Here is a 12,296-nt window from a genome sequence, read left to right as displayed (position 1 = left end):
AATGCTATCGCATGGCGCGTACGCTATCGCCGAGCGGCGAGCGCCTGCGTCGCGTCGCGTCGCAAGTACACCGCACAGCACGTCGCGTCACCCGAAGCCCTTGACGCTCCCGCCCCGCAGGAGTTTCGTTGACGCATGGAGTGGTTGAGCGGCGTGCTCGACGCCGAGGGGTACGAAGTGGGGCGGCAGATCCTCCAGCGCGGGGTAGCCGCCATCTACCTGGTGGCGTTCATTTCCGCCATCAACCAATTCCCGGCACTGCTCGGCGAGAACGGGCTCCTGCCCGCGCCGCGGTTCATTGAACGGGCCGGAAAACGCACCGGCCCCACGCTGTTCCGGTGGCGTTACTCGGACCGGATGTTACTTGCCGTCTGCTGGGTCGGCGTCGTCATTGCGGCGTTGCTCGTTCTCGGGCTTCCGCAGACCGGCCCGCCGTGGCTCCCGCTGCTCGCGTTTCTGATTCTCTGGGGGCTCTACCTGTCGATCGTGAACATCGGCCAGGTGTTCTACGGCTTCGGCTGGGAAAGCCTGCTCCTCGAAGCCGGGTTCCTGGTGGCCTTCCTCGGCTCAAACGAGGTGGCGCCGCCGTTCCTGGTACTGCTGGTGATCCGGTGGCTCGTGTTCCGGCTGGAGTTCGGCGCGGGGATGATCAAGATGCGCGGCGACCGGTCCTGGCGCGACCTCACAGCCCTTTACTACCACCACGAAACCCAGCCCATGCCGAATCCGGCGAGCCGCTTCTTCCACCTGCTCCCGAAGCCGATGCACCGGATGGAAGTTGCAGGAAACCACTTCACCCAGCTGGTGGTGCCGTTCTTCCTCTTCGCGCCGCAGCCGATCGCCGGATGGGCGGCGGTCATCATCATCGTCACCCAGGGCTGGCTGGTGATCTCCGGCAACTTCGCCTGGCTCAACTGGATCACCATCGTCCTCACCTTCGGAGCGGTGCCGGACTCCTTCTACGAAGCCGTGGGCTTCACCATCGCACCCACTTACAGCACGACGCCGGCCTGGTTCGCCGCCGTCGTCGTACTTCTGACCGTCTTCATCGCCTACCTGAGCTGGCAGCCGCTACGGAATCTCTTCGCCAAGCGGCAGCTGATGAACGCCAGCTTCAACCGGTTCCACCTGGTCAACGCGTACGGTGCGTTCGGCAGCGTGACCAAGGTCCGTTACGAGGTGATCATCGAAGGAACGAAGGACGATGTAGAGCACGACGGCGCAGCCTCCTCCCGCTGGCAGGAGTACGAGTTTCGAGGCAAGCCGGGTGATCCCAGCCGCATTCCGCGCCAGTACGCGCCCTACCACCTGCGCCTCGACTGGCTCATGTGGTTCCTGGCGCTCGGGTCCGACGGCGGCTGGTTCACTCCGCTGCTGGTGAAACTCCTGCAGGCGGATCCGAAGACTTTGAAGCTCCTGCGACACGATCCGTTCGGCGGTGAGCCTCCCCGCTACGTGCGTGCTCGCATGTTCCGGTACCGCTTCTCCACGCACGAAGAGAAGCGTGCGACGGGTCTGGTGTGGATGCGGGAAGAAGCCGGAACGCTCGTGGACCCGGTGTCACTGAAAGCCGGCCAGCGACGTTGAGGTGCAGGATCCTCCTTTCGGCTGATGCCGTGACGGCCGCTCAGGACTAACCTGAAGTGCGGTTCTTCCGGCTCAACGCGTACATCCACCTCAACACCGGACACCGCCTCAGCTGATCACCCCAACATTTCAGTCCACTATTCGAGGAACCGGCTCCATGCTGATTACCCTGGTCCGCACGTACCTGCGGCCCTACGCCCCGCTTGTTCTCGCAGTCGTTGTGCTGCAACTGGCCTCGACCATCGCTGCCCTCTTTCTGCCCAGCCTGAACGCGCAGATCATCGATGAAGGCGTTGCCCAGGGCGACACCGAGTACATCTGGGACATCGGCATGGTGATGCTCTGGGTCAGCCTCATCCAGGTAGCCGCAGCGATTGCAGCCGTCTACTTCGGCTCCAAGGCAGCCATGGCACTGGGCCGCGACCTCCGCAAGAGTGTGTTCCACCGCGTGTCCGGGTACTCGGCGCGGGAGGTCAGCCACTTCGGAGCGCCCAGCCTCATCACGCGCGGAACCAATGACGTACAGCAAGTGCAGATGCTCGTGTTGATGGGCCTGAACTTCATGGTCGCCGCGCCGATCATGTGCATCGGCGGCATCTTCATGGCGCTGCGCGAAGAGCCGGCGCTCTCGTGGCTGGTCTGGGTGTCCGTGCCGGCGCTGTTCGTCGTCGTCGGCTTCCTGGTCTGGCGGCTGATGCCGTTGTTCCGCACCATGCAGGTCAAAATCGACAAGATCAACGGCGTGCTGCGGGAACAGATCACCGGCATCCGCGTGGTCCGCGCGTTCGTCCGGGAGCCCTACGAGGCCCAACGCTTCGGCAGGGCAAACCGGGAACTCACGGACGTCTCACTCGCCGTTGGCTCCCTCTTTGTCCTCATGTTCCCGGCCATCGGAATGATCCTCCACCTCGCCACCGCCGCGGTGCTGTGGTTCGGCGGCATCCGGGTCGCAGCCGGAGAGATGGAAGTGGGCGCGCTCACCGCCTTCCTGCAATACCTGCTCCAGATACTCGTGGCCGTCATGATGGGCACCTTCATGGCCATGATGATTCCCCGCGCGTCCGTCTGCGCTGAACGCATCGGTGAAGTGCTGGACATCGATCCTTCCATCCATGAAACGGAAACGCCGCTGCAGCCCGCCTCCAAGGCCGGCGTAGTCGAGTTCCGGAACGTCTCCTTTGCCTACCCGGGCGCGGAGGCACCCGTGCTCAGCAACATCAGCTTCACCGCGCAGCCCGGACAGACCACCGCCATTGTGGGAAGCACCGGCGCCGGCAAGAGCACGCTGATCTCCATGCTGCCCCGGCTGTTCGACGTCGGCAGCGGCCAGGTTCTGCTGGACGGCGTGCCGGTTACCGACATGGCCCGCACTGACATCACCGACCGGGTAGCCCTGGTGCCGCAGCGCCCCTACCTTTTCTCGGGCACCGTTGCGCACAACCTGCGGTTTGGAAACCCGAACGCGCACGACGACGACCTCTGGGAAGCGCTCACAGTCGCCCAGGCAGCGGATTTCGTCCGCGCCAAGGACCACGAGTTGCAGGCACCGGTGTCGCAGGGCGGCACCAACGTTTCAGGCGGGCAGCGCCAGCGGCTTTGCATCGCACGGGCGCTGGTGGCCAAGCCGAAGGTGTACCTGTTCGATGACTCGTTCTCCGCCCTGGATGTCACCACCGACTCGCGGTTGCGAGCCGCCCTGAAATCGAAAACCAGGGACGCCACAGTGATCATCGTGGCGCAGCGCGTCACTACCATCACCGACGCGGACCAGATCCTCGTGATGGAAAACGGCGAGATTGTCGCCCGTGGCACCCATGAGAAACTGCTGGAGACCTCGCCGACCTACCAGGAAATCGTTGAATCACAGACAACGGCGGAGGAGGTGGCATGAGCACTAAGAAGGACCTCCGTCCGGACGAAGACAGGACCATCGACCCCGTGGTCGCACCCACACCCGGCGCTGCGGCAGACGCCGAGGCACAGGTGCTCGACGAGGAGTTCCGGCCCTCCGAAGCTGACGGGGACATGTTTGGCGGCACCCCGGCGAAGAAGGCCAAGCATTTCTGGCCCTCCGCCAAGCGGCTTTTCAGCCTGTTGGCACCGGAGAGAACCGCCATCGTGGTGGTGCTCGCGATGGTAGTGATCGCCGTCGTCCTCAATGTCATTGCGCCGCGCGTGCTCGGCAGCGCCATGGATGTCATCTTCAGCGGTGTCATCAGCAGCAACCTTCCCGACGGCGCCAACCAGCAACAGGTGATCGAAGGGCTCCGTGCAGAAGGACAGGACCAGTTCGCCGACATGCTTTCGGGCATGGAGCTGACGCCCGGTGCGGGCATCGACTTCACCCTGCTGGGCCGGCTCATCCTGCTTGTGCTCGGTATGTACCTGGTGTCATCGGTCTTCATGTGGCTGCAGGGGTACCTGCTGAACAAGGTCGTCATGCGGGTGGTCTACAACCTGCGCCGCGACGTCGAGGCCAAGCTGAACCGGCTCCCGCTGAACTACTTTGATACGCGCCAACGCGGTGACCTGCTCTCCCGCGTAACCAACGACGTCGACAACGTCCAGCAGGCGCTGCAGCAGGCTTTCGCACAGCTCATCATGTCAGCGCTGAGCCTGATTGGTATCACGGTGATGATGTTCGTGGTCTCGTGGCAGCTTGCACTCATCGCGCTGATTGCGCTGCCGTTGTCAGCTCTCGGGGCGGGTTTGATCGGGGTTCGCAGCCAGAAGCTGTTTGCTGAGCAGTGGAAGAACACGGGCCAGCTGAACGGGCACATCGAGGAATCGTTCAGCGGCCACGACCTGGTTCGGGTATTCGGCAGGGAGAAGGAGTCGCTGGAGCAGTTCGACCAGAAGAACGAGGACCTCTACAAGGCATCATTCGGTGCCCAGTTTGTGTCGGGAATGATCATGCCGGTGATGCAGTTCATCTCCTACCTGTCCTACGTCGGGATCGCGGTAGTCGGCGGCCTGCGCGTGGCCTCCGGGTCGATGACCCTCGGTGAGGCGACGGCGTTCATCCAGTACTCCCGGGAGTTCAACCAGCCACTGAGCCAGATGGCGGGCATGGCCAACATGCTGCAGTCGGGTGTCGCCTCGGCGGAACGGGTGTTCGAGCTGCTCGATGCCGAAGAACAGGATCCGGACACGGCCACAGCCGCGCTGCCCGCGAAGACGGACGGCCACGTCGAGTTTGAGCACGTCACCTTCAGCTACACGCCCGACCGGCCGTTGATCGAGGATCTATCCTTCGCCGCGAAGCCGGGCGAGACGGTGGCGATCGTGGGTCCGACCGGTGCCGGCAAAACCACGCTGGTGAATCTCGTGATGCGGTTCTACGAGCTCAATTCCGGTCGCATCACCCTGGACGGCGTGGATATCACCCGAATCAGCCGTGCAGAGTTGCGCTCCAGGGTAGGCATGGTGCTGCAGGATGCATGGCTCTTCGGCGGGTCGATCTACGAGAACATCCGCTACGGCAACCTGGATGCCACCGAGGAGCAGGTGATGCAGGCGGCGAAAGCGACCTTCGTGGACCGCTTTGTGCGGGCGCTGCCGGAAGGTTACGACACCGTCATCGACGAAGAGGGCAACAACGTCAGCGCAGGTGAGAAGCAGCTGATCACCATTGCCCGCGCGTTCCTCGCCAGCCCGTCTCTGCTGATCCTTGACGAGGCCACCAGCTCCGTGGACACCCGGACCGAGCTGCTGGTGCAGCACGCAATGGCGGCGCTGCGCACCGACAGGACCAGCTTCGTCATCGCCCACCGCTTGTCCACCATCCGCGATGCCGACATCATCCTCGTGATGGAGGACGGCCGGATCGTGGAGCAGGGCAGCCACGCCCAGCTCCTCGAGGCGCAGGGAGCCTATTACCGCCTCTACATGTCGCAATTCGCAGCGGCGGCGGATCCCGTCTAGGCCGTCGGGGTTCCCCATCTCGGTATCGGCTGTTTGAATGGACTATGACTATCCAAGGGGGAACGTCATGACCTACACCAAACTTTTCCTGACGGGCGGCACGTCGCTGCTCGCCGGTGCCTTCCTGTTGCTTGTGCCGCTCAGCAGCATCATCAACGGCACAGCAAGCGGACTGGACTGGTTCCTCGCGGCAGTCGGGGCCTTCCTTCTGCTCGAAGGTGCCCTGATGTTCTTCCTCGGGATGCAGTCGCGGAAGAGGGATTTGAACCGTGCCCGTACGTACGGCGAGGAGTCAGACGGCAAACCCTTCGACGATGACCGCCCCCAGAACCCGCATCAGTTCCCCGGCGCCGGTGTCCAGGGGCAGGCGGGAACGGGCGGATCGCTCTGACCTAGCGCCGGTTGCCGGGGTGCTAGCTGTTCCCGTGCGGATTGGTCATCGCAACCACCAGGAACACCACTGCGCTGATCACCCCCTGCACCACAAGCACCGGCAGGGCCACCACGCCCAGATACAGCGTGAGGGCCACGGGCATCAGACTCAGCACCGTCACGTCCACGCCCCGCAGCAAGGACGCCAGCTGAGCGCGCGGAACCGGACCGAACGGCGTCTCAACCGGCGGCGCTGACCAGTCCGTGGCCGGTCGGGTAGCGCCGCGAACCGAGCCGGCACCCATCCCGACGCCGGACAGCGCCGCAAGCAGGATCAGCATCGGCCCAGCTGCCCCGAGGAGAACCAGCACCCCGCAGAGCACCATCATCCACAGCGCCATGGCGACGGCAGGCATGAAGGAGCGGCTCGCCCGGACCAGCGCCGGCCCGACCGGCACCAGCCCATCGAGTTCCGGCACAAGCGCTGCTTTCCGCGCGACAGCCCCGAATCCGGACGCCACGGCACATCCGGCAATAACGACGGCTCCAAGCTGCACGAACACCGGCAAACCGCCGTCCACCAGCATCACGGCGACACACGCCATCAGCCAGAGCACCGCCGTCGTCGGTGTGGGATGCAGACGCAGGAAAGCAACGACGTCGGCGCGCAGCAAAGCCGTGAACGGACGGCTCGTGCGCCGGGCGAAAAACCGTGCACCGCGGCGGTGCGCGGTACGGGACTCAGCTCGGACGGCGCGCAGCAGCTCGTTCGAGTCCATGAAATACAGTGACGATCCAACGTGCCCCGAGACCGCTCCGGCGCGGGTCAGCTCCGCGCCCGGGATGAAACCGGCGCGCGGTGAAACGAACGCCAGGAGTGCCACGGCCAGCACCAGCCCGGCGCTCGCGGTCCAGACCGATGGCACCAGCACTACGGCAAGCGCACCGCCAACCACGAGGACGGCGGCCGTGACCTTCAACCCGACCGCGCCCGGACGTTGCTGCAACAACGCGGCTACACCCAGCGTCGCGGCGACGGCCAGCCCGAAAGTCGCGGCGGCAAACGCATGCGTAGGAGGAGTCCGTTCCAGCGCACTCAAAATGCTGACCGGCGTGTAGGCAACTGCTGCGCCCACACCGGCAAGCACCGTCCGTCTCAGGAACGGACCCCACACCATGGGCCGCCGATCCACCGGCAGGGAGAGCCACCACGTACTCTCCGGCCCACCAACCGCAAGCGGTCCAAGCCTCCGGCCAAGCACGACGACGGCGGTGAGCGCCGCGAACGTCAGCAGAACCTCCAGCGCCTGGCTGGGCAGGACGAGTACCGGGTCGGCGATGAGGCCGCTGTCCGTGGTGGAGCGCTGGGCGAATTCGCCGCGCAGCGCAAGCACGAAGGACACCGCGAGGGCAACCGCGCAGCCGAGAGCGAGAACGCTGACATAGACGTCGACGAACAGGTCCGGCAGGGAAGTCCTGGCGCGGTTGTAACGGCGGGCCGATCGTCGGGTGAACCGGACAATCTCCCCAGCTCGATCAGCGGAGCCCACCGCGGTGGCAGTGCTCATCAGGCGCCCGCGATAATGGCCGCTGCGGCATCCGGAGCGGTAACCGTCACCTCGTCATCGATGACAAGACAGGACGTCGCCGTGTCCAGGAGCAGCTGCGGGTCATGCGTCACGAGCACCACGGCCGTACCGCCCGCGGCCAGCAAACGGATGCGCCTGCCCAGCGCTTCGCGCATCACCGGGTCGAGCCGCTGCTCGGGCTCGTCGAGGATGAGCAACGAGGCCGGCCGCATCAAACCGGCAGCAAGCAGAGTGCGCCGACGCTGACCGGACGAGAGCGACTCAGGTACAACATCGGCCCGCTCTTGAAGGCCGAAGAAACTCAACTCCTCCTCCACCTGCGCCTCAGGATCAGGGAGGGAATGGCCGCGGGCGACCAGCAGCAAATGTTCGCGGACAGTGAGGGACGGGAAGAACAGGTCCTCATCGAAAACGGCGGATACCTCCCTGCGGAAGGCAACGGCGTCGGGATTTGCCAACAGCCCGTGGACTTTCACATCCCCCGAGATGGGGAGCTGCCGGCCGGCGAGCGTGCGGGCGGCCGTCGACTTGCCCGCTCCATTGAAACCGACGACGCCGAGGATCTCCCCTGCACCGACGGCCACTGAAATCTCGCCGCAGACCGGCGCACCCGCGTAGCCGACGACGAGGCGCTCGGCCTCCAGGACAGTCCCCCGTGAAGTCACCCTCCAACCCTATCGGGACGGCAGAGCGGCGGTCCCGTAACGTTTCAACTCCCCCGACACTCGGCCGGGAATCGGTTTACAGTTGATCAGGTGACCAACCCGCCTGCGTCCCAGGCTCAAACTCCTCGGTATGTTCCCGGGATCAAGTACATCCTGATGCTGGGCGCACTCGCTGCGCTGCCGGCCGTCACCACCGACATGTACCTGCCTTCGCTTCCTGCGGTGGCGGAGGATCTGCAGGCGAGCCAGGCAGCCGTGCAGTTCACGCTGTCGGGCATGCTTTTGGGCGGCGGCGTGGGGCAGCTGGTGATCGGTCCGCTGTCAGACCGCTTCGGGCGGCGGCTGCCGCTCATCGTCGGGATCACGCTGCACGTGGTCATCTCGCTGCTTTGCTCGATCGCCCCCGATATCGGCACGCTCATTGTGCTGCGGGTGCTGCAGGGCTTCTTCAACGCGGCTGCCGCCGTCGTCGCCATCGCGGTCATCCGCGACCGGTTCGTCGGATCCGACGCCGCACGGCTGCTTTCGCGCCTCATGCTGGTGATCGGCGTCGCGCCGCTATTCGCTCCGACCGTGGGGCAAGCCATCGCCGGCCTGTGGCAGTGGCGCGCGGTGTTCTATGCACTGGCGCTGATCGGCGTTGCCCTCGTGGTGATTGTCTGGCGGTTCATGCCGGAAACGCTTCCCAATGAACGACGCCGGCCCGCCCACATCCGCCATGTGGCCGGCGGGTACTGGCAGCTGCTTCGGAACGTTCGCTTCATGTCACTCGCCGTGATTCCCGGGCTGGGACTCGGCGTCATCATGAGCTATGTGGTGGGTTCACCCTTCGTGTTCCAAAACCAGTACGGCCTCAGCCAGGGCCAGTTCGCGCTGGTGTTCGCGCTGAACGGTGTGGCGTTGGTGCTCTCGGCTCAGCTGAACGCCTCGCTGGTCCGGAGGGTCGCGCCCGCCAGGCTGCTGCGCGCGGCGTCAGTTGCGCAGCTCGTGTTCGCGCTGGTTCTGGTGGCAGTGGCGGCAACGGGCTTCGGCGGTGTCATCGGCCTGTGTGCAGCCCTGTGGCTCGTTCTCGGTACGCAGGGCATGATTCCGGCCAATGCATCGGTACTGGCGTTGAACTCCTACGGGCATATGGCGGGTACGGCAGCAGCAGTGATCGGCGCGCTGCAGTCCGGGGTCGCAGGAATCGTGAGCCCGCTTGTGGGGCTGCTCGGCGGTGACGCCAGGTCCATGGCGCTTGTCATGCTCGGCACCGTGGCGCTCACCGTCGTCGTACTGCTGCTTGGCACTCCCGTCTTTCGCAGGGGCGGCTGGCGTGTGTTCGACGTGCCGGAGGAACAAGCCGCCGCCCAACCCTAATCGCTGGGACTGGTGTCCGTCGTGAGGTCTCGGTCGTCGTCGCCCTCGTTGTCCTCATCCTCGGCAGGACCGGGTGCTTCGCTGACGCCCTCGGCAGTGCCCTCCGCCTCACTTTCAGCTTCATCCGCGGCTGCATCCTCGGCCTTATCTGCTGCTCGATCCTCCGCCCGCTCATCATCGGTACGCTCGGGATCCCGCGAGATGGGGCTATGCGCGTTCTGAAGACCGTCCTGCACAGGATTCTGGTGGTCGTCTACTTCGCTGTCCATGATTTTCCTCCTGCGGTCATTCACGCTTGATGCGCCAACGTTACAGCTCAAGCGGCACCCTTGTCCCTGTGGAAATGCCCGACATTTCCGGGCGGATCGCTACGCAGCGGGCGTGCACTTTGTAAGCTTTGCCAATGACAGCACCCCAGATCTACGTCAGTTTCCCGGGCACTGCGCGTGAGGCTTTGAGCTTCTACGCCGGTGTCTTCGGAGGAGAGCTTTCCCTGCACACTCACGAGGACTTCGGTAGAAGCGAGGGAACTCCCCATGCCATAGCCCACGGAACGCTCAACGGCACCGTTGCTTTGGCAGGTTCGGATGCAGGACCCGGCGACAAGAGCGTCCGGTTCGAGGGCATGATGCTCTCGTTGCTGGGGACAGCCGAACCGGCTGTTCTCCACGACTGGTTCGACAAGCTGGCTGACGGCGGCACCGTGGTCGATCCGCTCGCGTCCAAACCGTGGGGCGCGTCCGACGGGCAGGTCATCGACCGTCACGGGCTCCACTGGCTCATCGGCTACGAACCCGAGGGGTGAGCGGGCAGACTCGACACCATGCGCGAACTCGTGATCCTCGGCACCGCCTCCCAGGTTCCCACCCGGACCCGCAATCACAACGGGTACCTCCTCCGTTGGGACGGCGAGGGGCTGCTCTTCGATCCGGGTGAGGGCACCCAGCGGCAGATGACCTACGCCGGCGTCAGTGCTTCCAGCGTCAGCCGCATCTGCCTGACACACCTGCACGGCGACCACTGCTTCGGTCTCCCGGGAGTACTGTCCCGCATGGTGCTCGACGGCGTCACCCACCCCGTGCACCTCCACTACCCCGCGTCCGGCGAGGAAGCGGTCCGGGCACTCGTCTCCCTCGCGACGCCGGGCCTGGACCTGCGGCTCCACCCACACGGATCCGCCGGCGCCATCGCCGACGGACTCGAAGTGCAACCGTTGCGGCACCGGATCGAGGCCTACGGGTACCGGCTCACCGAACCGTCGTCACGAAGCCTGCTTCCTGAGCGTCTTGCTGCCGCTGGAATCAAGGGTCCCGACGTGGGCCGCCTGCAACGTGAGGGGCGGATCGGCGACACGGCCCTCGAGGACGTCAGCATGCCGAGGCCCGGCCAAAGCTTCGCCTTCGTCATGGACACGGCTGAGTGCGAGGGCGCCGAGGCGCTCGCCGAGGACGCCGACCTTTTGGTCGCCGAATCCACCTTCAGCGACGACGACGCCGGCCTCGCCGCCGAGTACCTGCACCTCACCGCGGGGCAGGCAGGCACGCTGGCTGCGAACGGACACGCACGAACGCTGGTGCTTACACACTTTTCGTCACGCTACCCGGATGTCGGGGTGCTGGCGGAGGAGGCGGGTGCTGCCGTCGTCGTCGGTGAAGGTGCCAGCGGCGGCACTCACGTGATCGTCGCCAACGACCTGGACCGCATCTCGCTTCCCAAGCGCCGCTTGCTGCCCTAGCCTCCTGCCGACTCAGCGCTGCGACAGAACCTTCCCCAGCCCGGGATGGTGCAGTTCGGCAACATCGGGGTGGGCACGTACCCGCCCCTTGAGCACGTTCATCCCGTAGGAGGACAGCATGGGGTTGTCCGGGTCATCCGAGATCCCGCGGGCGGCAGCTTGCAGCTCGGGCGGCAGCGGAACGGGCTGGACGACGGCGTCAAGACGGGGCGACCAGAAGAACGGGACCGAGTAGCGGTCCACGCCGGGCGGCGGCGCCTGCACCTGATGGATGGTCGCTGCAAGGTAGCCTCCGGTGGCCACCTCCAGCATCTCGCCCAGGTTCACCACCAGTGCCCCCGGAATGGGCTCGACAGGAATCGGGGTGTCCGTGCCGGGCGGCAGCACCTCAAGCCCGCCCACCTCGTCCTGCAGGAGCAGCGTCACAAAGCCGTAGTCGGCATGGAGTCCGACGCCCTGGCTGCCAGCACCCTCGAGCCCGCCGACGTAGTGCACGAGCTTGGCCATCCAGGCCGGCGTGGCCTCGAAGAGGTCCGCGAAGTGATCCTCCGGCTGGCCCAGTGCAACGGCGATCGCCGACAGTAGCTCCGCACCGACCCCGGACATCAGGGCAGCCCATTCCATCGCCCGGCTTTCGAGCTCCGGGGGGTTTTCTTCCGGCCACTGGTTGGGCCCCTGAAGCAGCCAGTACGGCTGGTCCACCGGGTAGTCGGGGACCGGCTCGCGCTCCGGGGAGAAGTCGATCTGCTCGCGGGAATCAGCACGGCCACGCGTCACCTCGGTACCGAGACGGGCATAACCGCGGAAGTGCGGGGAGTTGCGGTTGTCGAGGGCGAGCCGCTCCTCCACCGGTAGGTCAAAGAAATCCTTCATCCCACTGAACAGGTCATCCACCTGGGAGGAAGCAGCGCCGTAGTTGATGATCTGGAAGAACCCCACGGCATGGGCGGCTTCGCGCAGCTGCTCGATGAAGTCCTGGTCGAAAGAGCCGTCGGGGCGGCGGGCTGTGCTGAGATCGAGCACGGGAATCGATCGCTGGGTATGCGTCATTGATGGAGCCTAACG

The 12,296-nt window shown here is 65.3% G+C and carries 11 protein-coding genes; 7 read left to right on the top strand and 4 right to left on the bottom strand.

Features of this window, described 5'->3' with window-relative positions:
* Positions 1 to 135 precede the first annotated feature (135 nt).
* The 4 genes from Q0877_RS11965 (at position 136) to Q0877_RS11950 (ending at position 5,902) form a co-directional block, all read left to right on the top strand.
* A complete protein-coding gene (locus tag Q0877_RS11965) occupies positions 136 to 1,587 on the top strand; it encodes a lipase maturation factor family protein (protein ID WP_299168085.1) in 1,452 nt (483 codons plus the stop codon).
* 157 nt (positions 1,588 to 1,744) lie between these two features.
* Complete coding sequence (locus Q0877_RS11960; RefSeq protein ID WP_299168084.1) at positions 1,745 to 3,478, top strand: ABC transporter ATP-binding protein; 1,734 nt, start codon at positions 1,745 to 1,747, stop codon at positions 3,476 to 3,478.
* Positions 3,479 to 3,612: 134 nt separating this feature from the next.
* Positions 3,613 to 5,511 carry an ABC transporter ATP-binding protein gene (locus Q0877_RS11955; protein WP_299168119.1) on the top strand — a complete coding sequence of 633 codons (1,899 nt, stop codon included), beginning with the start codon at positions 3,613 to 3,615 and terminating at the stop codon, positions 5,509 to 5,511.
* A 67-nt stretch (positions 5,512 to 5,578) separates the two neighbouring features.
* A complete protein-coding gene (locus tag Q0877_RS11950) occupies positions 5,579 to 5,902 on the top strand; it encodes a hypothetical protein (RefSeq protein WP_299168083.1) in 324 nt (107 codons plus the stop codon).
* Between the two features lie 22 nt (positions 5,903 to 5,924).
* Here Q0877_RS11950 and Q0877_RS11945 read toward each other — a convergent pair whose 3' ends face one another.
* Both Q0877_RS11945 and Q0877_RS11940 read right to left on the bottom strand, forming a co-directional pair.
* Positions 5,925 to 7,451, bottom strand: coding sequence for a DUF6297 family protein (locus tag Q0877_RS11945; protein WP_299168082.1), 1,527 nt, complete (start codon positions 7,449 to 7,451; stop codon positions 5,925 to 5,927).
* Positions 7,451 to 8,137 (bottom strand): ABC transporter ATP-binding protein, encoded by a 687-nt coding sequence (locus Q0877_RS11940; protein WP_299168079.1) that lies wholly within the window; start codon positions 8,135 to 8,137, stop codon positions 7,451 to 7,453. Before Q0877_RS11940 ends, Q0877_RS11945 begins: the two co-directional genes overlap by 1 nt.
* Before the next feature lie 90 nt (positions 8,138 to 8,227).
* On the opposite strand from Q0877_RS11940, the gene Q0877_RS11935 reads away from it, so the two are divergent.
* The gene (locus tag Q0877_RS11935; RefSeq protein ID WP_299168077.1) at positions 8,228 to 9,496 is read left to right on the top strand and encodes a multidrug effflux MFS transporter; all 1,269 of its coding nucleotides are present in this window, start codon (positions 8,228 to 8,230) and stop codon (positions 9,494 to 9,496) included.
* Here the strand turns inward: Q0877_RS11935 and Q0877_RS11930 are convergent.
* Complete coding sequence (locus Q0877_RS11930; protein WP_299168076.1) at positions 9,493 to 9,765, bottom strand: hypothetical protein; 273 nt, start codon at positions 9,763 to 9,765, stop codon at positions 9,493 to 9,495. The two genes, Q0877_RS11935 and Q0877_RS11930, sit on opposite strands and share 4 nt — an antisense overlap.
* A 134-nt stretch (positions 9,766 to 9,899) precedes the next feature.
* Between Q0877_RS11930 and Q0877_RS11925 the strand changes: the two genes are divergently transcribed.
* Both Q0877_RS11925 and Q0877_RS11920 read left to right on the top strand, forming a co-directional pair.
* Positions 9,900 to 10,301, top strand: a complete 402-nt coding sequence (locus tag Q0877_RS11925; RefSeq protein ID WP_299168075.1) for a VOC family protein — start codon at positions 9,900 to 9,902, stop codon at positions 10,299 to 10,301.
* An 18-nt stretch (positions 10,302 to 10,319) separates the two neighbouring features.
* A complete protein-coding gene (locus tag Q0877_RS11920; protein ID WP_299168073.1) occupies positions 10,320 to 11,231 on the top strand; it encodes a ribonuclease Z in 912 nt (303 codons plus the stop codon).
* A gap of 12 nt (positions 11,232 to 11,243) precedes the next feature.
* On the opposite strand, the gene Q0877_RS11915 is transcribed toward Q0877_RS11920, so the two are convergent.
* Complete coding sequence (locus Q0877_RS11915) at positions 11,244 to 12,281, bottom strand: isopenicillin N synthase family oxygenase (RefSeq protein WP_299168071.1); 1,038 nt, start codon at positions 12,279 to 12,281, stop codon at positions 11,244 to 11,246.
* Positions 12,282 to 12,296: the final 15 nt, after the last annotated feature.

The organism is uncultured Arthrobacter sp., assembly GCF_947495145.1.
In the GTDB taxonomy this organism is placed as follows: Bacteria; Actinomycetota; Actinomycetes; order Actinomycetales; family Micrococcaceae; genus Arthrobacter_D.
Note: the sequence above shows the minus strand (reverse complement) of the source record. Positions and strands in the feature narration are given on the sequence as shown.

Bases quoted from the DNA above. Each gene is read 5' to 3' on its own strand.
- Q0877_RS11920 (WP_299168073.1), top strand. From the start codon at position 10,320: ATGCGCGAACTCGTGATCCTCGGCACCGCCTCCCAGGTTCCCACCCGG.
- Q0877_RS11945 (WP_299168082.1), bottom strand. From the start codon at position 7,451: ATGAGCACTGCCACCGCGGTGGGCTCCGCTGATCGAGCTGGGGAGATT.
- Q0877_RS11925 (WP_299168075.1), top strand. From the start codon at position 9,900: ATGACAGCACCCCAGATCTACGTCAGTTTCCCGGGCACTGCGCGTGAG.
- Q0877_RS11950 (WP_299168083.1), top strand. From the start codon at position 5,579: ATGACCTACACCAAACTTTTCCTGACGGGCGGCACGTCGCTGCTCGCC.
- Q0877_RS11965 (WP_299168085.1), top strand. From the start codon at position 136: ATGGAGTGGTTGAGCGGCGTGCTCGACGCCGAGGGGTACGAAGTGGGG.
- Q0877_RS11955 (WP_299168119.1), top strand. From the start codon at position 3,613: ATGTTTGGCGGCACCCCGGCGAAGAAGGCCAAGCATTTCTGGCCCTCC.
- Q0877_RS11915 (WP_299168071.1), bottom strand. From the start codon at position 12,281: ATGACGCATACCCAGCGATCGATTCCCGTGCTCGATCTCAGCACAGCC.
- Q0877_RS11960 (WP_299168084.1), top strand. From the start codon at position 1,745: ATGCTGATTACCCTGGTCCGCACGTACCTGCGGCCCTACGCCCCGCTT.
- Q0877_RS11930 (WP_299168076.1), bottom strand. From the start codon at position 9,765: ATGGACAGCGAAGTAGACGACCACCAGAATCCTGTGCAGGACGGTCTT.